Genomic DNA, 23,785 nt, shown 5'->3' with positions numbered 1-23,785 from the left:
CCGGGGAGAGACCTGCCCAAGAACGCTCGGTCCGTCTGGCCCATGGAACGCCAGGTCCGCCTCGCCACCGGCTCCCTGATCGTCTCCGGTCTCGTCTTCTCCACTTCCACCGATACGTGCGGCACGGGCCCTCCTCGCCAAACTCCCCCACAATCAGCTCCGGCCACGAAGTGCGACGAGGGCCCGTACGAAGCGGTCAGGCCTCTGCTTGGCCGCGGGTCGTCGGCGACCGATGCGCCGTCATGGATCGTCTCCTTGGCGTCCGAGGAGTTCGTGCGCACTCGGAATCCGGAGTTCATGCTGACAGGCAACTGGCCGTATCCGGTCGACCGCGTCGGCGTGGTCCCCGCGGTGACCGGAGCGGCCATCGTGTACGTCAGTGCGTTGCTGGACAGGGATGCACCCATGCGCCTCGTGGCCGTCGCCACCAAGGAACTCGCGGAGCCTCTCAACCCGGTAGTCGCGGTGAAAACCACTCTGAGTGGGGCGGTGATCCGAGCCGGTCGGAGACCCGACGGATACTGGAAAGCCAGTCGGCATGCCGGTCTGGTTCCACTCGGCAGCGATGCGGCGCAGGGTGCGAGGGCCTGGACACGTGGCCGGGTACCCCCGGGCGAGCCGACGGGCCATCACGCTGACCGTGGCCCGTCGGATCATGGTCTCAGCGTGGGCGGGATGGTGCTCATGGGCGCGGGCCAGGCGGCGACGGAGTGGCTCGATGAGGTGACCGAGGACGCGCGGGGTCTCGTCGCGGTCCGTGCAGTGCCGCGACGAGGTAGTACCGGGCGAAACGCATCGCAAGCAGCTTGATGCGCCCGTCCGTTGGCCCTGGGTCCGGTGAGCGACACCGTTGTGGCGGATCAGGAGTTGTGTCGCCGGGGCCTGCGGGGGCATGAGGAAGGCTGTCGGTTCCGCACTCGTCGGCAAGGGGGTCAGCTTGCCCCGTCTGTTGGCCCGGGGGGTCTCGTGGGTGAGTGAGGGCTTGTTCTGGGCTCTATAGGCGCCGTGGGTGGTGTACCAACGAGGGCGGGAGGTTCGGGCCTTGTTCGAGGGCTTCGAGACCAGGTGGCTCCAGGCCGGTGAAGCATCGATTCTCGTGCGCTACGGCGGAGAGGGACCGCCGGTAGTCCTGCTGCACGGCCACCCCCGGACATCCGCGACCTGGCATCGCGTCGCTCCCCTCCTCGTCCGGCGCGGTTTCACCGTGGTCTGTCCCGATCTCCGGGGGTACGGCCGATCCACCGGTCCGGCGCCCACCTCGGACCACGCCGGATACTCCAAGCGAGCCGTCGCCGGTGACGTGGTCGAGGTGATGCGCTCCCTGGGCCATGCCCGGTTCGCACTCGCCGGGCACGATCGCGGAGGTGCTGTCGCGCTGCGTCTCGCGCTCGATCATCCCGGCGCGGTCTCGCGGGTGGCGCTGATCGACTGTCTTCCCCTCACCGAGCACCTGTCCCGCATCACGGCCGAGTTCGCCACGCAGTGGTGGCACTGGTTCTTCTTCGCCCAGCCGGACATCCCCGAGCGGGTCATCAACGCCGATCCGGACAGCTGGTACCGCGGCGACCCCAAGAGCATGGGGCAGGAGAATTACGACGAGTGGCGTTCGGCCACGAGAAACCCCGACGTGGTGCGGGCAATGCTGGAGGACTACCGGGCCGGCCTCACCATCGACCGGTGGCACGAGGAGGAAGACCGCGCCGCCGGGACACGGATCAAGTGCCCGGCACTGATCCTCTGGTCGCTCCGGGACGACCTCGAGGACCTGTACGGTGACCCGGTGCAGATCTGGCGGCGGTGGGCACCGGACGTGCGCGGCCACGGCATCGATGCCGGGCACCATGTGGCCGAAGAGGCTCCAGAAGCACTCGCGTCCTCCCTCGCGGGCTTCTTCGCCGGGCGGCCCGAGTAACCTTCGGGCCGCCTCCCGCAGAACCATGGTTCACGATCGCATCCAGGTGAGAAGATGGCCGGGCGCGACCGTTTCCGTGGACGCGGAACGTCGTGCGCTCGGTCCCTATGACGCCAGTAGCAAGAACCCGGGCTCGGTCCCCGGCGAGCGGTTCTACACAGGTCTTGCCGGCGCCTCCGCGAGCATCAAGGATTGACCAGTGGGTCGTCCTCCTGGCAGTGAGGGGTTTTCTGACGGCTACGTTCTTGTACCGGTTGCGTGCGCGGGGTGCTCGGCGCTGGCGGAACGTGTCGGTTCGGGCGGCTCCTCACCCTCGGTGCGGTGGTCGGTCTCGCGCGCTCCTTCGCGGACTCGAGGCCGGCGCACAGGTGACCGGGCGCTACCACGCACTGCTGCAGGTGATCAGCGCGCACTCCGTCAGCGCGGAAGCCGACCATGACCGGCACAGGCCAGTCACCGACCGGATCAGGGAGGTGATGCAACGCGGTCGGCAGGCCGTAGAGTTCGACGACCGGCTCTCTTTCGACCGGCTGGTCGCGGCGACCATCGGCCTCGGCCATGCCGCAGGCGAGGAGCAGAACACCGGCAGTCTGTCTGCCCGGATCGCAAAGGACGCCCTCCGCGTCAGCCTTCTCCGCGCGCTCGGTGCTTGGGCGATGGACAGCCACGCGGGGACCGCGACACTTGCGTGGTGGGCCAGCCGGGCGACGTGCCTGGCCAGGCTCGGCGTGTTGGCCGCGGTTCGCGTCACCGGCAGCGACTGGTGGTGCGAAGCGATCCTCGAACCTTCGCTGGCTGCGGAGGAGTACGGGAGCGTTGCGTGCTCGGTCGGGTCAGCTGCCTCAGTAGATGTTCAGGCCGTACGCCGACAGCCACTCGGCCACCGGCTGGTAATAGGTGACGCCTCCCGAGCTGCAGTTCCCGCTGCTGCCGACGATGATGCCGACAGCCGTGCCGCCCGAGAAGGCCGGACCGCCGGTGTCTCCGGGCTCGGAGCAGATGGTCGACCGGAACAGTCCGTATACGGCTCCTTCCCCGTAGTTGATGGTGACGTTCACGGCCTGGACGGTCCCGCAGCGGTATCCGGTGGTCCGCCCGACGTGGCAGATGGACTGCCCGACGACGGGATATGCCGCGTTGGTGATGTCACGTGTACCGGCGCCGGCGCCCAGCGAGATCTCGCCCGGGTACGCGACCGCCGTATTGGTGTACCGGACGCTCGCGTAGTCGTTGCCCGGGAAACTCACTCCCGCGGTGACGCCGACACTGATGGTCAGGCCAGGGTCGGCGTACCAGGTACGGGCGCCCTGGGCGCACCGGCCCGAAAGGAGCGCGTACAGGGTGGAGCCGGAGCGGGCGTTGAAGCCCACGGTGCAGCGGGTGCTGGTGCTGTAGAGGGTGTCGCCCCCGCGCACCGCGACGGCCGCCTGGTGCCCCGCTCGCTGGCCAGCGTGCGCGGCCGATCCGACGGCAGTGGACCAGCCGAAGATCAGCGCCAGTACGATGACGGCCTGGAGGATGGTTCGGAGAGGGCTTTCGGAACGCATGGGACTCACGACGACCTCCTACGGCATGTACCTGCCATTGTGGGCCTCCATCAACTCGGATGGTCAGGCTGAAAGCCGCCAACCACACGCTGCGTGGACGGGCCGTCGGCCGTCCACGCACGCGAGACCGCGGCGACGGGGCCGAGGATGCCAGGCTCAAACATAGTCCGGCCTTCAGACACCACACCCCTCCCCACGCGCCGACTACACGGTCCGGTCCGTGGGCAGGGCGGTTGGGCTGACAGCCGACCTCGGTGGATCAGCACTCGTCCTTCATTCGCCACAGGTCGGGATTGGGGCGGCGCCGCCGGGGCACCTGCGCCTCAAGACGGTTCAGAACGGTGGAGGGGTGATCGATCGCCATGGCCGAACCATCGATGCCGGCGGCGAAGCAAGGGGCCCGAACCGTGGACCGTGAGGACGCCCGGACGCCGCCATTGCGTCCCGGCAGCTACACGCCGGCCGACTACGCCGCAGTTGTGGTGCGCGGTGCCCGGGAGGCCGGAACTTCCCCTCTGCTCGTGATGACCGTGCTCTACAACGAGGCGTACAAACCCCACCACCCCCTGCTGGAGCGGTTGTGGCAGTGGTGGAAGCCCGGGGCGTCCTTCGGCGTGGCCAACATGCACCGGGCGACGTTCGAGCGGGTCCGGCGGACGCACGGCCTGCCGGGACGATGGCAGGACCTGCGCGACGACCCCGCCTTGGCCATCCGCACAGCTGCCCTGCACTTGAAGGACCTCGACCGGAGCCTCCCCAGGCGGCACGTACGCCGTTACACCCGCGACGAACTCCTCGCCCTCGGATACAACACGGGTGAACGCAACATGCGCGCCTTCGCCCGGGGCATCCCGCCGGGCCCCATGGCACGGTCGTACCTGCGCCGTTTCCGCGCCAACCGGGAACGAGCCGCCGAGTCCCTGGCCGACGGCGGCAAGCCACGCGACACCGTCACCGGCTAGCGGCCAGGGCCGTGCCCGCCGGCGCTCGCCGACCGGAAGTGCCGCTGCTGCCCGGGCATCAGCCTCCCTCGGGAGCGTCCACGATGTCACCGTTCTCGTCGACCACATGGGTGCGCCAGTACACGTCCCACTTGTCGTCGACCTGCTGCGGCACCTTGCCCTCGGGGTAGCGCGTGTAACCCTTGGGAGGCTGCTCGCCGTCCGAGATGCACGCGGAGCCGGTGGAACCGACGTGCGTGGCCGGGTACTCGCCTGCGCTGCAGATGTCCTCCCGGTACTCCAGCCCGCATCCGGCCAGCATCAGGGCGGTCGTGACACCCAGAGCCGCGCCAGCGGTGAAGCGGCGGGCACCGCGCCGGGAACGGTGAGCGGCTCGGCTGGTCCTGAGAGTCTGACGCACGGCGATCTCCTGCCTTCGGTAGGCCCTCACTCTTGCCGACGCCGGGCGGTGTGTCGTGAGCACGCGTGCTCGGGTACGGGACGCCCAGGTACTCAGTCATGTACCTCCTCACACCGCGCAGGCCGCCTCCCCCTGAGTGGTTCCCGAGGGACCTGCACATCGATCCCCGTTGGCCCCTGGCTGTGGTAGCGCTGAACGGGCGTCACAATGTGGGACCTCTCGATTGCCGCCGCAGGCGCACAGCACGAGGCGGGCGCGGACGAGGACTTGGCGGCCCCAGGCACCCTTGGCGTACCTCAAGGTCGGATCTGCAGTTGAGCCGGTCTACTGACTGACGTCGGAGTGGGCCCGGTTGTGCCGCGAGTACGCAAGCATGAGCAGGCGCGCGGCATCGCGTGCCTGGGTCGCCGGCTGGGGGCTGCCGGTGATCGCCGCCGTGGTGATGGCGCCTTCGGCCAGCAGCACGAGTTGGTCTCCGAGTGTCGCCGGCCGCCCGGTGGCCGTGACAAGGGCGACGAGGTAGTCGCGGAATGCCTGTTTGTGGCGGCGGGCCTGGGCGGCGACTTCGGGTGAGATCCCGCCCAGTTCGCCGAAGGAGTTGATGAAGGCGCACCCGCGGTAGTCCGGTTCCGAGAACCATGTGTGCAGCCACTCGAACACGGCGATGACTTGTTCGTCGGGTGTGGTGTGAGAGTCCACGTAGTGGGCCAGGGCCTGGCGCCACTGACGGTCACGCCTGTTCAGGAACTGCAGCACCAGGGCCTCTTTGGAGGGGAACAGCTGGTAGAGGCGCTTGAGTGACAGTCCGGAGGCGTTGCGCACCGCGTCCATTCCCACCGCCTGGATGCCCCGGCTGTAGAAGAGCTCCTCGGCCGCCCCGAGTGCCTGGTCCTGGGCCGCTTCGCGGTCCGGCATGTCCGCCCCCTTGCTTGGAGAACCATCGTTCTCTACTTTAGCAGGGCAAGGTGAGAACGAGCGTTCTCTCCTGCGGCGCACAGCGTGCGCATAACGCCACAGAGCGAGGAGCTGACATGACCGACGCCACCCGTCCCCCGGTCCCGCCGTTCACCCGGGAGACCGCCACCGAGAAAGTCCGCCTCGCCGAGGATGCGTGGAACTCCCGTGACCCGCAGAAGGTCTCGCTGGGCTACACGGTGGACTCGCGCTGGCGCAACCGCTCGGAATTCGCGACCGGGCGGGAGGCGATCGTCGCGCTGCTGACCCGCAAGTGGAACACCGAACTCGACTACCGGCTGATCAAGGAGTTGTGGGCGTACGACGCCCACCGCATCGCGGTGCGCTTCGCCTACGAGCACCGCGACGACGCCGGCCACTGGTACCGCTCCTACGGCAACGAGAACTGGGAGTTCGACGAGAACGGACTGATGCACACCCGCCACGCCTCCATCAACACCCTTCCGATCGCGGCATCGGAGCGCAGGTACCTCTGGACGCTGGGCCCTCGCCCCGACGGCCACCCCGGTCTCAGCGACCTCGGCTTCTGACCCGCGTTTTCGATGCTCCCCTCTGTCCAGAGGCCGCGCGTCTGTCCAGACGCCGCGCGCGCAGCCAAGCAGGAGCACCGCAGGAGACCCTTCTCGCTGCCGGGCCGGAATGTGTGACCCCGAGCACGGGTCCGGGGTGTGCCTCCGCCGGGCCGAGCCTCACCGGGCCGCCCATCCGCCCCGCCCCCTTTCACTCGACCACGACGCAAGGAAGCATGAACGGACGACGTCACCGACTCCGCCGTCACCGCCCGCCCCACGCCCGGAGCGGCAGCAGATCCCGTTCTGGACGGTCCTGCTGCTGCCGACCGAACTGATCGGCACGCACGTCGGCGACCCACCTCGAAGAGTGCCGGCCGCACGCCCGACTTCGGCCGGCGCGCGGACGTCACTCTCTTCGGCCCCGCGGGAATCGAGGTCAGGCAGAAAACCACACCGGGCATGACGCACCCGTACGGGGCGGGGCGGCGGTCGCGGCGCCGCCACCTCAGGCCGCTTCCGCGACGGCCTCCGACGCCAAGGTCACCGTCGGCCGGCGGGGGCGGCCCCGGTCGCTGCCTGCGAACCGGGCCACACGGCCGAGGCGTCGTCCCGCCACGGGTCTGGCAGGCGGATCGGGCGGACGGGGACCGGGCCGGCACCCTTGCCGGTGACCGCCGTCCAGGGGACAGGCCGACCGGAATAGCACAGAGCGGTCAGAGCGAAGGCGTCGTCCGCATAGACCTCGACGTACTCACCGATCGTGAGGATACGCAACGCGGAGGGCGGATCCGGCAGAACGGTCCGCGCCAGTACCCTTCCCCCGGGCCCGGTGACCCGGAGGTCCCTGCCGTCGCAGGCCACGGCGAGGGCGGCACGGTCCTTACCCGGATCTTCGGCGCGCAGGACGACCTCGATGCCGTCGCTGACGTCGACGTCGCCGACGGCGTGCAGTGCGGTACCGCCTGATCGCTCCTCGAGCCAGGGCTCCAGGCCCGGCCACCATGCGAGGCGTGGCGCCTTGCCCGGGTGGGCGACCAGTTTCTTGGGCTGGGCGAGCATGCCGCGGCAGCGGTCACCGGTGTCGGTGAGGCCGACGCGGCGCGGGGTGGTGTGCAGCACGACGCGGGAGCCGTCGGGGGCGGTGACGACCCGCGGGGCATACGCGCCCGTCGGCCCCAGCGGGCCGTGACGGGTCCACGGGCCGCGCAGCCGGGGCGCGGTCCACGCCTCGAAGCCCCGGGTGGCGCCGATGGAGCCGAGCAGCAGCCAACTGCCGTCGTCGAGGCGTTCGAGGACGGGACACTCCAACTCGTCGACGTCACCAGGGGAGACGAGCGGCGGGTGGACGGTCCAGTGCTCCAGGTCGTCGGAAGACGCCCAGGCCACGCAGCCGCTGACGTCGACGGGCAGGGAGGCGTCGGCGGCGCAGAGCACCATGACCCAGCCGTCGGACTCGTCGTCGCGCACGACGAAGGGGTCGCGCCAGCCCATGCGTTCGCCCGTGCGGTACCAGCGCGGGTCTGCCTCGACGACCGGATCCGTGCCGTGGCGGCGCCAGCCGGTGCCGTCGGTGCGCTCGGAGTACGCCAGACCGACCGACTGCAGCGGCCAGCCACCGGGGGTGAGTCCGGAGACGGCTGTGTAGAGCATCGCCGTGCCGGAGCCGTGCGGGAAAGCGTGCATGGTCCACACCGCCTGCTGGTCGAAGCGGCCCGGCAGGCCGTTGCCGAAGGCGGTGCCCTGCGGCTCCCAGTGGACCAGGTCGGCGGAGGTGGCCCGGCCGTAGGAGGTCTCCATGCGCAGGTGGTCGAACTCGGCCGTCCACGGCCCCTGCAGGTGCAGCACGGTGTAGCTGCCGTCCGCGTGGCGCAGGAGGTCGAAGTCGTTCACGCAGAGGCCGGGCGGCGCGTATCGCATGGACAGGTCCTGTCTGCCGACAGCCGCACTCAAACGCGTGCGCTGTGCTCCGGCTGTTGAGAGTTCCTTCGAGAATCAGCCGCAGTAAATCTGAACGCAAACGCTTGCGCAACTAGGTGGGCGGGTTTACGGTCTCGTCACTCCCCCTCACGCCGACGTGCCGCCGGACCCCGGCCACGCGGCGCGCACACCGACCAAGGAGCGTCCCGTGACGGTCAGCATCACCGATGTCGCCGAGGCCACCGGGGTCTCGGCGTCCACCGTGTCCCGCGCCCTGCGCGGCCGTCCCGGAGTGTCGGAGGAGATGCGGGCCCGGATCGTCGCGGCCGCCGCCGAACTGGGCTACACCGCGTCCCGTTCGGCATCCAGCCTGGCCAGCGGACGCACTTGCACCATCGGTGTCGTCGTCCCGTACGTCGGCCGCTGGTTCTTCGGCACCGTGCTGGACGCGGCCGAGAAGGTCTTCAGCGCCGCCGGCTACGACGTCCTGCTGTACAACCTCGGCTCACCGGAGGCACGCAAGCGCTTCTTCACCAAGCTGCCGATCCGCAAGCGGGTCGACGCCGTGCTGTCCCTGCTGATCCCGGACCCGGAGGAGGCCACCGCCCTGCGCTCCCTCGACGTGCCGCTGGCGACCACGGTCGGCGGTGCCCGGCCCGGCTTCACGGTGGTCGGCATCGACGACCGTGGCGGTGCGGAAAGCGCCGTACGGCACCTGGTGAACCTAGGCCACCGCCGGGTCGGCATGATCTCCGGGGCCAGCGAGCCACTGCACTGGACCACTCCCCTCGACCGCCGCCGGGGCTACCTGGACGTGCTCGCGGACGCCGGGATCGAGCCCGACCCCGCTTTGGAGACGGACGGCGCTTACACGGTCGAGGGCGGCGAGCGGGCCATGAGCGAGCTGCTGGCGCTGCGCCACCCACCGACCGCCGTGTTCGCCCAGTCCGACGAGATGGCGATGGGCGCCCTGCGCGCCCTGCGGCGGCACCGCCTGAGGGTTCCTGACGACGTGTCCGTCGTGGGCTTCGACGACCACGAGCTGTCCGAAGTCATCGGACTGACCACCGTGGCCCAGCCGGTGGCGGCCCAGGGCCGGGAAGCGGCCCGGCTGCTGCTGGCGCAGCTCGACGACCCGGACGCAGGACCGGCGGACCCCGTCGAGATGCCCATCCGCTTCATCCTCCGCGAGACCACCGCCCCGCCGCACAGCCGCCGGCAGCGGTAACCCTCCCCTCGTCCATCGCCCGATTCCGGGGGCCGTTCGCGCCCCCGGCCCCACCGTCCGCGCACCCACCGCACACCGCTCGGAGGCACCACCATGACCAACGGACCCAGAAGAAGCCGTCGTACGGGCCTGACCGCCCTCGCCCTGCTGCCGCTTGCCGCTCTGGCCGCCTGCGGCAGCGGGGGCGGCGCCGGCGACACCTCCGCCGAGGAGGGCAGCGGCAAGGGCACCATCAGCGTCTGGGCCCACCAGGGCCAGGCGAGCGAGACGGCCGCCCTGCAGAACGCGGTGAAGAACTTCAACTCCTCGCAGAGCGACGTCAAGGCCGAGCTCAAGCTGATCCCCGAGAACGACTACACGAAGACCATCACGGCCACCGACCCCTCCGAGCTTCCGGACGTGCTGGAGTTCGACGGCCCGACGATGGCGAACTTCGTCTACAACGGCAAACTCGCCCCGCTCGACGACCACGTCTCCGCCCGGACCCTCGGAAACGCCACCGACGCCGTCAAGGCACAGGGCGAGGTCGACGGCAAGCACTACGGCCTGGGCATGTTCGACTCCGGGCTCGGCCTGTACGCCAACAAGAAGCTGCTGGACACGGCCGGCGTGACGTACCCGAAGGGCGTGGAGGACGCCTGGACGGCCGAGGAGTTCGGCAAGGCACTGAAGGCGCTGAGGGCCGAGGACTCCGACGGGAAGGTCCTCGACATATCGGAGCAGTACGGCCTGGCCACGGAGTGGGGCACCTACGGTTACTCCCCGATCGTCTGGTCGGCCGGCGGGGCCCTGCTGAAGGACGGCAAGGCGCAAGGCGCACTCGACAGTCCGGAGGTCGTCTCCGCGATGAAGACCTTCCAGTCCTGGAAGACCTACGTCGACCCCAACACCGACGGCAACGCCTTCGCCAAGGGCAAGGTGGCGCTGAGCTGGGTCGGCCACTGGATGTACCCCGCCTACGACGAGGCCCTCGGTGACGAACTCGTCGTCCTGCCGCTGCCGGACTTCGGCAACGGACCCAAGACCGGGCAGGGTTCATGGGCATGGGGCATCGGAGCCGACAGCAAGAACGGCAAGGCCGCGGGCGCCTTCCTGGACTACCTGCTGAACGACACCAACGTCGGCGCGATGACGAAGGCCAACGGCGCGGTGCCCGCCACCAGGACCGCGCTCGCCAAGAGCGAGCTGTACCGGGAGGGCGGACCTCTCCAGCTCTTCGCCGACCAGCTCGCCCGGCCCTGCGGCGCCAGTGACATCAACGACTCCTGCGTCGCCGTCACCCGCCCGGTGACCGCCGGATACCCCACGATCACCGCCAAGTTCCACACCGCCCTGAACGCGATCTACGGTGGCGCCGACCCGCAGGAGGCCCTGCGCAAGGCCGCCCGCGCCATCGACCGGGACTTCACCGACAACGCCGGCTACGAGATCCCGTAGCCCGCAGGACGCATCGGCCCGGGCGGGCCGCCGGCGACGGGGCCGCGCAACGACGCGGCCACATACCGGCCGAGCCCGCCCCTCCGGGAAGAGGACCCCCAGTGAAAACCGTGGAACCCGCGCACACCGCGGCCCCAGGCCGGGCGCAGGCCGCCTCGTCCGCGCCCCCCGCAAAACCCTCGCGTCGCCCGCGCGGCAACCGGGACCTGCTGCACGGACTGCTGATGTCCGCCCCGGCCGTCGGCGGGCTGATCGCCTTCGTCGGCATCCCGTTCGGCTACGCCGTGGTGCTCTCCTTCTACAACGTCCGCCTCGGCTCCCCGCTCGAACCCGCCTTCTTCGGCGTGGAGCACTACCGGCGGCTGTTCACCGACCCCGACCTGTCCGGCCCATTCCTGCGGGCACTGCTGAACAACCTGACCTTCGCCGCGGTCGTCGTACCGCTCCAGACCGGCCTCGCGCTGGCGCTGGCGATCCTGCTCAACCGCAAGCTGAAGGCCATCGGCCTGTTCCGGTCCTTCTTCTTCATGCCGGTCGTCTTCCCGATGGCGCTCGTGGCCGTGATCTGGCGGCTGATCCTCGCCCGCAGCGAGCAGGGCATGCTCAACTCCGCGCTCGACGTCGTGAGTTTCGGCAACTGGGGCGCCTTCGACTGGCTCGGCGACGGTCTCACCGCGATGGGGTCGATCATCGTGCTGTCGGTGTGGCAGGGCGTCGGCTTCCAGATGGTCATCCTGCTGGCCGGCCTCCAGCAGATACCGGGCGAGCTCTACGAGGCCTCCCAGCTGGACCGGGCCTCGCGATGGCAGCAGTTCCGGCACGTCACACTGCCCAGCATCCGCGGCACCCTGGTGTTCGTCGCGATGCTGACCTCGGTGCTGTCCTTCCGGGTCTTCGACCAGGTGTACATCCTCATCCGGGGCGGCGGCCTGGACGAGGACGCCACCCGCACGGTGATGTACCAGGCCGTCACCACCGCCTTCGACCAGAACAACATCGGCCAGGCATCCGCCGTCACGGTGGTGTTCTTCCTGATCGTCGTAGCCCTGACGATCGTCCAGCGCCGCGTCGTCCGGCCCGACAACGAGGACTGACAGACCCATGGCCATGACCCGTACGCCCGTACGCCGCGTCCTCGACTACGCCGTCCTGAGCGTCCTGGCGTTCGTCTTCGCCCTGCCCGCGCTCTACCTCTTCCTCGGCAGTCTCAAGCCGTCCGACGAGGTCCTCAACGGCCTGTCCGGCTTCCTGCCCACCCGCCTCTCCTTCGACAACTACGCCGCCGTCCTGGACAGTCTCAACTCCGACAGCACCGGATACTTCTGGCAGTTCATGGGCGTGTCGGTGCTGCTGTCGTTCGTGGTGGTGACGGGCGGACTGATCGTCAACTCGATGGCGGCGTACGGGCTGACGCGGCTGAAGTGGCGGGGCCGGAACGCGGTGTTCACCCTCGTCCTGCTGCTGATGCTGATCCCGTTCGAGTCGGTGGCGGTGCCGCTGTTCTACATGTACAACGGCCAGCGCAACACCCTCTACATCCAGGCGCTGCCGTTCGTCGCCAACGCCTTCGCCATCTACCAGTTCCACACCTTCTTCAAGAAGATCCCGCCGAGCATCGAGGAGGCGGCCCGGCTGGACGGCGCGGGACCCTGGCGCACCTTCTTCGCGATCATCGTGCCGATGTCCAGGCCGGTGTTCGCCTCGGTCGCGATCCTCACTTTCCTCATCCAGTGGGGATCCTTCCTGTGGCCGGTGCTGATGGTGTCCGACCCGTCGGTGCGTCCCCTTCCCCTGGAGATGAGCGTCTTCCAGGGGCAGCAGCCCCCGGACTGGGGCCAGATCCTCGCCTTCGGTGTCCTGCTCGTCCTGCCGGTCCTCGTCGTCTTCGCTTTCTTCCAGCGCTGGTTCGTCCAAGGGGTCGCCAGTTCCGCCGTCAAGGGCTGACCGCACCCGTGCGGGGCGGCGCGGCCGCTTCGGCCCTTCCCAGGCCTGCGGCAGCGGCGGGCGGGCGTTCTTCATGAGCTCTTGGAACCGGGCGGAGTACCAGTGCCCGGGGACCGGGGCGTCGGGCAGGGCGCTCGACAGGTTGTAGCCATGCGCGGACTGCCCGTGTACGGGGTCGCACATCCGGTCGAAGCCCTGGCCCTCGTCGTTGTCGCCGGCCTTGCTCACCCGTCGGACGCCCCATAGCCAGGCCGTCCCCGGCGTCAACGCCAGGAAGTGCGGGATGTGCGCGTGCGCGCCGCTGGCCTGCGAGAACCGCAGGTGGAACGGTCTCGGAGGACGAGACCACCGGATACGGCGGGCAGTGGCCCGTCGCAGCATTCGCGATGCCTGTCCCCCTTGACGTCGACGTGCCCAGGCGCGACGCCGATGACGCCGGCGACCTCGCCACAGCCCGGGGGTCCGCGGGGGTCCGCGGATCCCGGTTCGGTTCGCTTCGGACCGGGTCTGTCCGAAGGCTGGCCATTGGGGGCGGGCCGGACTGCCGGCCCGTATCCGCCGACGGGTCCAGGCCGACCACTCCCTGCTCACTGCGGCACCGCCCGGCGGGCCCGTTCTGAGCCGCACTCACCGAGTCGGTCACCAATACTGGAAAAATGGGTAAGATCCGGCAATTCGTCCCTGCGGGCCGGCCGGGCGGCCGAGTGCCGCCGAAGGCCGGACCGTCGGAAGCCGGCCCGGGGGCACATCACCGTCCGGCCGGCCCGCGCGTCCTGTCCTTGCTGAAGCCGCGCAGCGTCGCCGGTCAGGTCTTCCTGCTGCAGCTGGTGGTCGTCCTGCTGCTCATCGCCACGGCCGTGGTGGCGCTCGTGATCCAGGACAGCAACAGCGCGATCCAAGAGGCCGGCGATCGGTCGCTGGTTGCGGCTGAGTCGTTCGCGAAAGCACCGGGCACCGCGGAGGCGATGCAGAGCGATGACCCGACGGCGGCGCTCCAGCCCCATGCCGAGGCAGTGCGCGAGAAGACCGGCGTCGACTACGTCGTGGCGCTGAGCCCTTACGGCTTCCGTTGGACCCACCCGGACCCGGACCAGATCGGTGAGCACGTCTCCGCCTCCTATGGCGAGGCGCTCGAAGGTGAACCCCACCAGACCACGTTCGACAGCAGTCTGGGAAAGGCGGTCGACTCGACGGTGGCCGTCTTCGACGAAGAGGGGACCGCGGTCGGCCTCGTCACCGTGGGGGTCACGGTGGACAAGGTGACCAGTACAGTGCAGCACCAGCTGCCGGTGATCTTCACCGCGGGCGGTGTCGCGCTCCTGCTGGCCGCAGGAGGGTCGGCACTGGTCAGCGGGCGATTGCGGCGCCAGACCCGAGGTCTGTTGCCGGTGGAGATGACCCGCATGTACGAGCATCACGACGCGGTGCTGCACGCGGTCCGTGAAGGCGTGATCATTCTGGACGGTGACGGAAGGCTGCTGCTGGCCAACGACGAGGCGCGCCGACTGCTCGAGCTGCCACCGGAGGCCGAGGGCAGGCCGGTCACCGCACTCGGCCTGAGCCCGGCCCTGGCCGGACTGCTGGAATCGGGCCGTGCGGTCACGGACAAGGTCTTCCTCGCCGGGGACCTCCTGCTCGCGGTCAGCCTCCGGCCGGTGGACCCGAAGGGGGGTATCGTCGCCACCCTGCGGGACACCACGGAGCTGCGCGCCCTCGCGGGCCGAGCGGAGGTGGCGGGCGGGCGCCTGCAGCTGCTCTATGAGGCCAGCACGCGCATCGGCACCACCCTGGACATCAAGCGCACCGCCGAGGAGCTGACCGAGGTGGCGGTCCCGCGCTTCGCCGACTTCGCCACCGTCGAGTTGGTCGAGCCCGTACTGCTTGGTGGTGAACCAACGGGAGCGCGTACGGAAATGCGCCGCATCGCAGCCGCGGGCATCCGGGAGGAGGCGCCCCTTGCCCCCGTCGGAACGCCTTTGCGCTACGTGCCCGGCAACCCCGTGTCCGTCGGTATGACCTCCGGCCGGCCGGTCTTGGTGTCGCACCTCGCCATGGCCGACGGATGGCGCGCCCAGGACCCGGAGCAGACCCGGAGGGTCATCGAATACGGTATCCATTCCATGATCTCAGTGCCGCTCCAGGCTCGAGGCCAGCTGCTGGGCGTCGTGGAGTTCTGGCGTTCGGAGCAGGAGCCTTTCGAGTCGGACGACCTGTCCCCCGCTGAGGAACTCGCCGCCCGGGCGGCCGTGTGCATCGACAACGCGCGCCGCTATACCCGCGAGCACACCACGGCCGTCACCCTCCAGCGCAGCCTGCTGCCCGGCACACTCCCCGAGCTGTCCGCCCTGGAGGTCGGGCACCGGTACCTTCCCGCCCGAGCGGGCGTAGGCGGCGACTGGTACGACGTCATCCCGCTGCCGGGGGCCCGGGTGGCCCTGGTGGTCGGCGACGTCGTGGGACACGGGCTGCACGCCGCCGCGACGATGGGGCGCCTGAGAACCGCAGTGCACAACTTCGCCTCTCTGGACCTGCCTCCGGACGAGCTTCTCGCACACCTGGACGACCTGGTCACCCGGATCGACCAGGACGCGGCAGCCGAGGGGAACACCGAGGCCGTCACCGGTGCCACCTGCCTTTACGCCGTCTATGATCCGGTGTCCGGGCGGTGTGTTGTCGCCCGGGCCGGTCATCCCGGTCCGGCGCTGGTTTCGCCCGACGGCTCCGTGACCTTCCCCGACGTTCCCGTTGCCCCGCCGCTTGGCGTGGGAGGAGGTCTGCCGGTCGAGACGGCCGAGCTCCGGCTGGCCGCCGACAGCCGACTGGTCCTCTACACCGACGGGCTGGTCGAGGCCCGAGGCCGTGACATCGACGTCGGGCTCGGCATGCTGAGGGAGGCGCTGGCGCGTGCCGACGGCGCCACTCCGGACGACACCTGCCGGGCGGTGCTCAACGCGATGCTGCGCACCAGGGCGAGTGACGACATCGCCTTGCTCGTCGCGCGCACCCGGCTGCTCGACCCGGCACAGGTCGGGGAGTGGGAGGTGCCCGACGACCCCGCCGCCGTGTCCCGGATCCGCGCCGAGGCCAGCGGCAGGCTGGAGTCCTGGGGGCTCGGCGAGGCCGCTTTCACGACCGAGCTGATCCTGAGCGAGCTGGTCACGAATGCCATCCGTTACGGGGCGAGCCCCATCAGCCTGCGGCTGCTGCGCGACGGCGACAGCCTGATCTGCGAGGTCAGCGACGGCACCAGCACCTCCCCGCACCTGCGCCGCGCAGCTATCACCGACGAAGGGGGCCGTGGTCTGTTCCTCGTGGCGCAACTGTCGCGCCGCTGGGGCACCCGGTACACCGACAGAGGCAAGATCATCTGGGCTGAGCAGGCACTGTCCGCCGGAGCCGCCGGGGACCTGAGCGGTCTCCTGATGGCGGACCTGTGAGGCGAGCGCGTTCAGGGGCCGTCGTCGACTGTGAGGTACGGGATCTTGACCGGGTCCCGGCCGAAAGCGGCCCCGAGATAGACGGCCGACAGTTTGGCGAGCGTCCCGTCGTCGATCAGCTGTTTGATGATCCGGTCCAGTTCGTCTTTGTCGGGTGACTCCTTGGGGTAGAGGGCGCCGTAACTCTGGCCGGTCCTGTACTGGCCCACGAGGCGAACCCTCTCCTCCCTCTGCTGGGGATACGCCAGCAGGATCGTCGTGTCGTGGATGACCGCGTCGATCCGCCCCTCCCCCAGCGCCGCGACCATCTCCGGGTCGTTGGCGAACGCGGTCACGGGCTTGGTCGGCTTGATGCGGTTTTCGACGAACTCCTCGCCCGTGGTGCCCTCGGCCACTCCGACGCGGACGTCGCGGATGTTGTCCTCGTTGATCTCCTCACCGTCCCTGATCAGCAGTCCCAGGGTCGAGGAGAGGTAGGGCGGGGAGAAATCGGCGACCTTGCTCCGTTCCGGCGTAATCGTGATCTGTGCCAGGGCCAGATCGAAGTCCTCGGTCCGGCCGGACACGATCTCCGGGAAGGGGGCGTTCTCCACCGTCACCCGGTCGAGTCCGGACCGGTAGGCGATGTTGGCCGCCATACAGAATTCGTAGCCGCTCCTGACGGAGTCCGGCGTGTCACCGTTCCACCAGCCGGGCGCAGGCAGGGTCGTTTTGACCGTGAGGGCGCCCACCGTCTCGGGTGACAGGTCGAACTCCCCGTAATGACCCGAGACCGGGCAGTCACCGTACCGGACGTTCGGTGCCTCCGACCCGCCCTGGTCGCAAGCCGTAGTCGCGACGATGAGCGCCACGCTGACAGCCCAGGAGACGATCGCTGCCGCGGCGCGCATCATTGCACCTCCGGTAGGGACATCCTCCTTACGTCACCATAAATCACCCCGAACCATACGACCGCCGGAGCCACGTGGGAGGGATCCGCTGCGCAGGGTCCAGTCGCCCGTTCCCCGGCGACGCCGCAGGGATGGTGCGGGACAAATCCAGGCAAGGCAGCCGAAGAGGCCTGGTCGTGCAACGATCACCGGCGGCGGGCTACTGATGCTCGGCGACCGGCTGGGCGACGTACTCGACAGGCGCCGTATCCTCCTGCTCGGCAGAACACACCTCGGCGCCGCGTCCTCACTGGCCCGGCTCACGCCATCCTTCGCCGTACTGCTGACAGCCCGGCTGCTACAGGGTGCCGAGAAGCGATCGCGCTGCCGGCAGCGACGCTGTGCGGCATGACCGGATCACGGAACGGGCTGGGCATCTCCCGCGCGCAGCGTCCGCGGTACGGACGTTCTTGCCGGTTCCCGATTCCGCCTGGAGGCGTCCGGCAGCCCTCCCTTCCTCGCCTACCGCACCGCCGACTGCCCGGAGCTGGAAGAACTGGGACCCGCCGCAGCCGCCCGGGAGCGGAACGTGCTGGGGCTCAGCCCCTTGTGGCGTTTGAATGCGGCACTGAAGCCGAAAGCGTCGGCGTAGCCAACTGACCTGGCGATCTGGGCGATGCCGAGGTCCGTGTCGGACAGAAGCGCCTCGGCCTCGTCCATGCGGCATTCGGTGAGGTAGGAGAGGGGCGGGCGGCCCATCAGCCGGGTGAAGCGCTTGGCGAACAGCGCGCGGGAGACGCCGGCTTGAGCAGCAAGGGACGCCACCGTCCAGGCTTCGGCGGGCCGGTCGTGGAAGGACTGCAGGGCTGGCGCGAGGATCGGGTCGGCGAGGCCCCTGTACCAACTGGGCGCGTCGGCGCCCGCCTTGTCGAACCAGCTGCGCAGCGTGCAGACGAGGGCCCAGTCGAGGAGCCGGTCCATCAGCGCCTGCGAACCGGCCGAGTGTTGGGCGGCGTCGGCGGCGGCCGATTCCAGCCAGGCACAGACCTCTGCGTCCTCCTTCACCACCAGGACGGGCGGGAGGGCACGCAGGAGCCGCTCGTGGCGGTGGCCCGAGGCGCGGTAGGCGCCCACGATCAGCGTGGTCGCTTCATCCGTGTCGTTGCCCCAGTGGATACCTCCGAGTTCCTGTGCGGTGCACTCGGCGTTCGTGGTGAAGCAGGCGAGTTCGTATGCGGCGTGGGAGCTGTGGATGGTGGTGGGATGGTCCGCGAGGTGGAACGGTGCGGGGCCGCGGACGATGGCCGTGTCGCCCGCACCGACCGCTCGTTCGGTTTCGTCGGGCAGGAGCAGGGTTCCCCCACCGCGCAGCACGCTGATCATGATGAGCGGCGCTTCGTCGACGAAGCGGATGGTCCAGGGCACCGTCAGTACGGCACGGCTCACGACCGACCCCTCGGCCCGGATACCGCTCAGCAGCGAACTCAGAGGATCCACGAAAGACAGCGTAGACGATCTCCTATGTTTCGAAGCGCTTCTCCCATGGATCATCTACGTCACCGCGGCTGTACTGGATTCATCGAACCGATCGACACCCACCGGGAGACACCGTGACGCAGCACGGCAGTTATGCCAGGACAGCCCTCGTGGTCGTCGCACACCACCGCATCGATTCCCTCACCGGGCACACGGCCCGCCTTGCCGCCGCCCGGCTCGAAGCCGCCGGATACCGCATTGACCTGCTCGATCTGCACGCCGAGGGGTTCGACCCACGGATGAACGTGTCGGACCAGCCGGACTGGGGCAACAGGGAGAAGGCGTACTCGGACGAAGTGCACGCCCATATGCGGCGCATCCTCGACGCCGATGTCGTCGTCGCTGTCTTCCCGGTGTACTGGCAGAGCGTGCCCGCCATCCTCAAGGGGTGGATCGACCGCGTATGGAACTACGGCTTCGCCTACGGCCGCAGCAAGCCCCGCCTCGCCGGCAAGCGCATGCTGTGGCTGGGCCTCGCCGGCGCCACTGCCGACGATCCTGTCGTGGAGGGGATGCGAAGCGTCCTCGAAACCAACCTGAGCGAAGGCATCGCCTACTACTGCGGCTTCTCCCGTTCGACCGTCGGCCTGCTCACCGACGCGGAGGAGCGCCCGCAGCGCCTCGACGCCGAAGGCAACCTCCTGGTCGGTGAAGTGGTCACGGGCGCCGAGCGAGAGGCGCAGTACGCGGATCTCGACCGTCGCGCACGGGCGTTCGTGGAAAGGTTCGTCGCCGAGGAAGCCGTGGCGGCCTGACCGTTGGGGAGACGAGCCTGCCCGGCAGATCTCCTTGCCCTCAAGGGGCTTGGACAGCGCCTTGACCTCGTGGCAGCGCAGGCAGGGGCCGGACTGCCCTGGTCGACCTGTCTTCGACAAGTCCATTGATGAACCGCAGATCGGCCGGAGTGGGGCGTCGTATCCGGCGCCGGTCAGGAGTCGGGGCGGACGACTACGGCCCCGGCCAAGCGGCGCTGCCCAGTAGGCCGCACGGTGGCTCGTCAGAGAGCAGCGAGGACTGCGTCGGCGTTACAGGCGGGATCGAGGCTCATGAACAGCCCGGCTGGTTCCTGGAGCGGGTCGCCGTCGGTGTCCGAGCACGTTCCGGCACCGGGGCTCGCCGTCGCGGTCCCGGCTGGTGACGCGTCGTTCCTCGTGGCAGCCCCGCAGACCGCCGGCTCGTCCGAGCCGAGCGAGCATCCCCACCGCCCTTCGGTGACGCGTCGGCGGGCGCCGGCGAGGAATTCCGTCGGCGGTCAGGGCGGTGTTCGTCCGCTTCTCCTGGCCGATGGTGCCGGACAGGCCGGCGCCTGAGTCGCCGAGCAGAACGACCCGAACCCCTGGGTGGGGTGGACGGCGGTCTCGTCCGGCAGCTCCTTCGCCAGCCGGTGCGCCGAGTGCCACTGAGCCCGCCCAGGGTGCCGCCCACCTCGATCCAGGCGGCGGTGCCGCCGCTCCGGGACTCAGTCGCGGTGCTGGTAGCCCTTCGCCTGGAGGGTGAACAGTCGGGCGTACGTGCCCTTTGCGTCGACCAGGTCCTGATGTCTGCCCTCTTCCTCGATCCGTCCGTCATGGAGCACGACGATGCGGTCGGCGTCGCGGACGGCGGCCAGCCGGTGGGAGATCAGCAGACTGGTGCGGCCCGCCCGGTACCGGGCGAGGCGTAGGTGGATGTCGTGCTCCGCCTCGGCGTCCAGGCCGGAACTGGGTTCGTCGAGTATCAGCAGATCGGGTCGCTCGCGCAGAAGTGCTCGGGCCAGAGCGAGACGCTGCCACTGGCCTCCCGACAGCAGCGCGCCCGCCGACGTGTCGTCGGCTCGGGTGAGTGTCTTGCTGAGCATGGTGTCGTAGCCGCGTGGCAGCGCGGAGATCACCCCGTCGATTCCTGCCCTCCGTGCCGCTCCCTTCAGGCGCGGCCGGTCGTCCAGTGCCCGGGTGTCGCCGATGGCGATGTTCTCCGCGGCTGTGAGGTCGTACTCCATGTAGGGCTGGAACACGGCTCCGAGCCGGCGGCGCAGTTCCTTCACCGGAATCCGGCGGATGTCGACGCCGTCCCAGAGGATCGAACCGCGAGTCGGTTCGTAGAACCGGCACAGCAGTTTCACGAGGGTGCTCTTGCCGGCGCCGTTGTGCCCGACCAGGGCAACGGACCGCCCGGCGGGGATGAAGAGGTCCACTCCCCGCAGCACCCACGGATGGCTTTCGTCATACCGGAACCAGACGTCGCGCAGCTCGATGCCGCGGCGCAGCGCGGGAAGCCCGGCGGGGCCGCCGTCCACGGGGAGCGGCGGGGCTCGGTCGGCGATCTCGATGACGGCCAGGTAGTGGCGCATCAGCAGCAGGAGGTGGTGGGTGTGGGCCAGGGCTCTCATGAGCTGCGACAGCGCGGCCTGGACGCCGGCCACGCCGGCGATGAAGATCGACACGTCGCCGACCGACAACTGCCCGCGGCGGGCGGCCAGTGCGGCCCAGACCAGGCCGGCACCGCCGATGAGCGAGCCGAGCAGGGCCAAGCCGCCCTGTACCTTCAGTTCCTGCCGGTCCACGGCGCGCCGTTCTGCATCGGCGGTGCGCCGTTCGGCCAGCATGCGGCCGCGCAGGAAGTCGCCCGCTTCGAAGAGCTGTATCTCCTGCAGAGCGTGCGGACTGGTCATCAGCGACTCGTAGAACCACTCGCGCCGCCGTGTCGAGCTGACGCGCCAGTCACCGAGTGCCCGGCGCCGGGAGAGACGCAGCTCAGCCACGAACGCGGGGGCACAGGATGCCAGCACCACGATGGTGAAGAACGGGCTGACGACGTACAGCGTCCCGACGAAGCCGGCGGTGGTGAGGACACTGGCGGCGATCAGCAGGAGGCTCTGCACGATGCCGCCGGTCGCCTGCCCGCCGGCCGCCTGCGCCATCCGCAGCCGGTCCTGGAAGGAGGGGTCCTCCATACGGGCGAGACCGGGCAGTGAGTTGATCACGCGGTAGAGCCGGTCGACCAGGCGCAGGTTCGCCCTGCGGCCGAGCTGGTTGCCCGCGTACGTGGACAGGGGCGGCAGCAGGGCAGCCATCAGGCCGAGCCCGGCCAGGCCACAGGCGAGCCCGAGGAGAGCGGACTCCTCCGCTCCGACGAGGCGGTTGAGCAGGGCCCCGGTCAGCCACGCCATGACGACCGGCACCCCGGCCCCCGCAGTGGTGGTCACCACGAGCACCACCGTGTGCCAGGGCGCCGCCTGCCAGGCGAATGCGGCGGCTGTGCGGGCGGACGCGGCCATGTCGCCGAGCCGGAGCCTGCGTTCGGCCCCGGCGGCCTGCGACACCGTCATGTCCCGACCGGGCCCGGCCGGCCGGCGGCCTGTGCGGCCGGGCGGGGCAGCGTCCGGCCGATGCCGGAGATCCGCCCGCCGTGACCCATCTCGACGTACGCCGGCGTTCCCGTCAGGGCGAAGGCACCCATCAGTGCGCCGCCCAAGTCGGTGACGACCACCCGTGCCACCGGCGAGAGCCGGTCGACGAACTCGCTGTGACCATCGGATCCGTCCGGATCACGTACGACGACGGCCAGCAGCCGACCGGGGGCGTACCCGGCGGCCCGCTCGGCCACCAGAGGCAGAAGCTCCTCACAGGCGAGGCACCCCGGCGACATGAAGACGACGTTCATCCCGCTGGTCAGGCCGTCCCGAGTCAAGGTCCGGCCTGCGGTGTCGGTCACCTCGAAGGGGGCGACGACCTCCCCGACGGAGAGCTCCGACACGTCCGGCGGCCCGCCCCCGTCCGGAGCGGTCGCCGGCTCCTCGCGCAGCCGCCGGACCACCGCGAGGGTCAGCACCAGATCGAGGACACAGAGCAGCGCTACGAGCACGAGGCCCGCGGTCAGGTACGCCATCGTGTTCCGTCCTTTCGTGAAGGGCCCTGCCCCGCAGGGCGTGGTAAGGGAGCGGTGGGCTCCCGGCCGTCATCCCGCGCGGGGCCGGGCAGCACGCGCACGACGACGCCGAAGACCTGGTCGGTCCGGACGTAGCCGCAGAAGCGGGAGTCGAGGCTTTCCGCCGGGTTGTCGCCGACCAGGACGACACGGCCCTGAGGCACACGGTCCTCGGGCAGGTCACGCAGTGCGGGAGCCCCGGCTCTCGGCAGCGGTTCGCCCGGTGCCGCGGCCACACGTTTGATCAGCCGCGGGGGCAGCCGCATGCGGTCCCAGCGCCCGCCCGTGGGCCGCTCGGTCACCACGATGCGGCCCGTGCGTATTCTCGCGGCACGGACCCGCCGTACCAGTACCCGTTCGCCGTGGAGGAGCGTGGGCGCCATGCTGGCACCCTCCACCGTCACCACCAGGTACCGGGAGCGGGCCAGTGTGGTCAGGAGCACCGCGGACGACACGGCGCCGAGGACCATCGGCACGGCGTTCTTCACCGGACCACCTCTGCGGTTCCGGGTACGGGGCCCGGCGGTCGTACGGCATGGGCCGCGGTGGCGCCCGACGGCACCGCGGTGCTTGGCGGTCGCGGCCGGAACAGGGACGCCAGATCGTCCATGACCACGATGAGCAGGGCGAGCAGCACCGCCACACCACCGGCCAGAAGGAGCCAGGGGGACGGGGCGGCGCCCGCCCCGGGTGCGGCCAGACGCGCGGCCAGGCAGGCGAGGGTCACGCCGACGAGCACGGCGTTGCGCACGACGTGGCGAAGTGCCACGGTGTCGCCCCGTGGACCGAAGCAGTGGCAGGACACCAGGGCCTCACGGCGCAGGGCGCCCACGAGACCCGCAGTGAACGCCAGGAGCAGACCCGCCGCCAGGCCGAAACCCAGCACCGTCGTGCCCGGGACGGCCAGCGCCGCCACGGTGGACAGCTCCGCGGCGACCACCAGCACGGCGACGGGCGCCTTCCAGCGGCGCAGCCGCGGTACCAGCCGCCCCACCCCGTCGCGGAACAACCTGAACGCGTGCGCCGTGCGCAGTTTCCCGGCGACTGAGCAGAGGAAGACGAGGCCGAGGAGTATCCGGCCGCTGTCGACGAGGTACAGCAAAAGATCCACCTCTTTCGAAAGAGCGGTGGACGGGCGCCGGACTGGTCGCATCGCAGCCGGCGCCCGTGAGACCGCCCATGCCGACCGAGCCGGAGGCACGG

The 23,785-nt window shown here is 70.0% G+C and carries 19 protein-coding genes and 2 pseudogenes; 10 read left to right on the top strand and 11 right to left on the bottom strand.

Annotated features, from left to right (window positions below; genetic code table 11):
* Positions 1-3 precede the first annotated feature (3 nt).
* Both F1615_RS15525 and F1615_RS15515 read left to right on the top strand, forming a co-directional pair.
* Positions 4-175, top strand: a pseudogene (locus tag F1615_RS15525) (rhodanese-like domain-containing protein); the annotation flags it as partial.
* Positions 176-1,042: 867 nt separating this feature from the next.
* Positions 1,043-1,912, top strand: a complete 870-nt coding sequence (locus F1615_RS15515; RefSeq protein ID WP_149549543.1) for an alpha/beta fold hydrolase — start codon at positions 1,043-1,045, stop codon at positions 1,910-1,912.
* Positions 1,913-2,754: 842 nt separating this feature from the next.
* On the opposite strand, the gene F1615_RS15510 is transcribed toward F1615_RS15515, so the two are convergent.
* Positions 2,755-3,459, bottom strand: a complete 705-nt coding sequence (locus F1615_RS15510) for a S1 family peptidase (protein ID WP_149549580.1) — start codon at positions 3,457-3,459, stop codon at positions 2,755-2,757.
* A 407-nt stretch (positions 3,460-3,866) separates the two neighbouring features.
* On the opposite strand from F1615_RS15510, the gene F1615_RS15505 reads away from it, so the two are divergent.
* Positions 3,867-4,421 carry a lytic transglycosylase domain-containing protein gene (locus tag F1615_RS15505; RefSeq protein WP_244328749.1) on the top strand — a complete coding sequence of 185 codons (555 nt, stop codon included), beginning with the start codon at positions 3,867-3,869 and terminating at the stop codon, positions 4,419-4,421.
* Positions 4,422-4,479: 58 nt separating this feature from the next.
* Here the strand turns inward: F1615_RS15505 and F1615_RS15500 are convergent, their stop codons facing one another.
* Both F1615_RS15500 and F1615_RS15495 read right to left on the bottom strand, forming a co-directional pair.
* Positions 4,480-4,821, bottom strand: coding sequence for an SCO0607 family lipoprotein (locus F1615_RS15500; protein ID WP_425385641.1), 342 nt, complete (start codon positions 4,819-4,821; stop codon positions 4,480-4,482).
* 324 nt (positions 4,822-5,145) lie between these two features.
* Positions 5,146-5,736 (bottom strand): TetR/AcrR family transcriptional regulator, encoded by a 591-nt coding sequence (locus F1615_RS15495; protein ID WP_149549541.1) that lies wholly within the window; start codon positions 5,734-5,736, stop codon positions 5,146-5,148.
* Between the two features lie 116 nt (positions 5,737-5,852).
* On the opposite strand from F1615_RS15495, the gene F1615_RS15490 reads away from it, so the two are divergent.
* Positions 5,853-6,326 (top strand): DUF1348 family protein, encoded by a 474-nt coding sequence (locus F1615_RS15490; RefSeq protein WP_149549540.1) that lies wholly within the window; start codon positions 5,853-5,855, stop codon positions 6,324-6,326.
* A gap of 522 nt (positions 6,327-6,848) precedes the next feature.
* Here F1615_RS15490 and F1615_RS15485 read toward each other — a convergent pair.
* On the bottom strand, positions 6,849-8,225 hold the full coding sequence (locus F1615_RS15485) for a mucin-1 (RefSeq protein WP_149549539.1): 1,377 nt from the start codon (positions 8,223-8,225) through the stop codon (positions 6,849-6,851).
* Between the two features lie 208 nt (positions 8,226-8,433).
* On the opposite strand from F1615_RS15485, the gene F1615_RS15480 reads away from it, so the two are divergent.
* The 5 genes from F1615_RS15480 (at position 8,434) to F1615_RS15455 (ending at position 16,271) form a co-directional block, all read left to right on the top strand.
* Positions 8,434-9,453 (top strand): LacI family DNA-binding transcriptional regulator, encoded by a 1,020-nt coding sequence (locus F1615_RS15480; protein WP_149549538.1) that lies wholly within the window; start codon positions 8,434-8,436, stop codon positions 9,451-9,453.
* Between the two features lie 93 nt (positions 9,454-9,546).
* Positions 9,547-10,890: an ABC transporter substrate-binding protein gene (locus tag F1615_RS15475; RefSeq protein WP_149549537.1), complete on the top strand. Its 1,344-nt coding sequence runs from the start codon at positions 9,547-9,549 to the stop codon at positions 10,888-10,890.
* Positions 10,891-10,991: 101 nt separating this feature from the next.
* The gene (locus F1615_RS15470) at positions 10,992-11,984 is read left to right on the top strand and encodes a carbohydrate ABC transporter permease (protein WP_149549536.1); all 993 of its coding nucleotides are present in this window, start codon (positions 10,992-10,994) and stop codon (positions 11,982-11,984) included.
* Positions 11,985-11,991: 7 nt separating this feature from the next.
* Entirely contained in the window at positions 11,992-12,834 is an 843-nt protein-coding gene (locus tag F1615_RS15465; RefSeq protein WP_149549535.1) for a carbohydrate ABC transporter permease, read from the top strand.
* A 779-nt stretch (positions 12,835-13,613) separates the two neighbouring features.
* Entirely contained in the window at positions 13,614-16,271 is a 2,658-nt protein-coding gene (locus F1615_RS15455) for a SpoIIE family protein phosphatase (RefSeq protein WP_244328748.1), read from the top strand.
* Positions 16,272-16,282: 11 nt separating this feature from the next.
* On the opposite strand, the gene F1615_RS15450 is transcribed toward F1615_RS15455, so the two are convergent.
* Positions 16,283-17,161, bottom strand: a complete 879-nt coding sequence (locus F1615_RS15450; RefSeq protein ID WP_280118897.1) for an ABC transporter substrate-binding protein — start codon at positions 17,159-17,161, stop codon at positions 16,283-16,285.
* A 501-nt stretch (positions 17,162-17,662) separates the two neighbouring features.
* Positions 17,663-18,637, bottom strand: a complete 975-nt coding sequence (locus tag F1615_RS15440; RefSeq protein WP_244328746.1) for an AraC family transcriptional regulator — start codon at positions 18,635-18,637, stop codon at positions 17,663-17,665.
* A gap of 113 nt (positions 18,638-18,750) precedes the next feature.
* Between F1615_RS15440 and F1615_RS15435 the strand changes: the two genes are divergently transcribed.
* Positions 18,751-19,431 carry an NAD(P)H oxidoreductase gene (locus tag F1615_RS15435; RefSeq protein WP_167533755.1) on the top strand — a complete coding sequence of 227 codons (681 nt, stop codon included), beginning with the start codon at positions 18,751-18,753 and terminating at the stop codon, positions 19,429-19,431.
* Positions 19,432-19,920: 489 nt separating this feature from the next.
* Here the strand turns inward: F1615_RS15435 and F1615_RS36320 are convergent.
* The 5 genes and pseudogenes from F1615_RS36320 to F1615_RS15405 all read right to left on the bottom strand — a co-directional run.
* A pseudogene (locus tag F1615_RS36320) lies at positions 19,921-20,084 on the bottom strand (MBL fold metallo-hydrolase); the annotation flags it as partial.
* A 51-nt stretch (positions 20,085-20,135) separates the two neighbouring features.
* Positions 20,136-21,983: an ABC transporter ATP-binding protein gene (locus F1615_RS15420; protein WP_149549531.1), complete on the bottom strand. Its 1,848-nt coding sequence runs from the start codon at positions 21,981-21,983 to the stop codon at positions 20,136-20,138.
* Positions 21,980-22,543 carry a TlpA family protein disulfide reductase gene (locus F1615_RS15415; RefSeq protein WP_149549530.1) on the bottom strand — a complete coding sequence of 188 codons (564 nt, stop codon included), beginning with the start codon at positions 22,541-22,543 and terminating at the stop codon, positions 21,980-21,982. The genes F1615_RS15420 and F1615_RS15415 overlap by 4 nt, the downstream gene beginning before the upstream one ends.
* Positions 22,531-23,070 carry a S26 family signal peptidase gene (locus tag F1615_RS15410; RefSeq protein ID WP_149549529.1) on the bottom strand — a complete coding sequence of 180 codons (540 nt, stop codon included), beginning with the start codon at positions 23,068-23,070 and terminating at the stop codon, positions 22,531-22,533. Before F1615_RS15410 ends, F1615_RS15415 begins: the two co-directional genes overlap by 13 nt.
* Positions 23,067-23,693: a MauE/DoxX family redox-associated membrane protein gene (locus F1615_RS15405; RefSeq protein ID WP_167533754.1), complete on the bottom strand. Its 627-nt coding sequence runs from the start codon at positions 23,691-23,693 to the stop codon at positions 23,067-23,069. The genes F1615_RS15410 and F1615_RS15405 overlap by 4 nt, the downstream gene beginning before the upstream one ends.
* Positions 23,694-23,785 lie beyond the last annotated feature (92 nt).

Source organism: Streptomyces marokkonensis (assembly GCF_008312835.1).
GTDB lineage: Bacteria > Actinomycetota > Actinomycetes > Streptomycetales > Streptomycetaceae > Streptomyces > Streptomyces marokkonensis_A.
The sequence above is the reverse complement of the archived record's forward strand: the minus strand, read 5'-3'. Positions and strand labels throughout refer to the sequence as shown.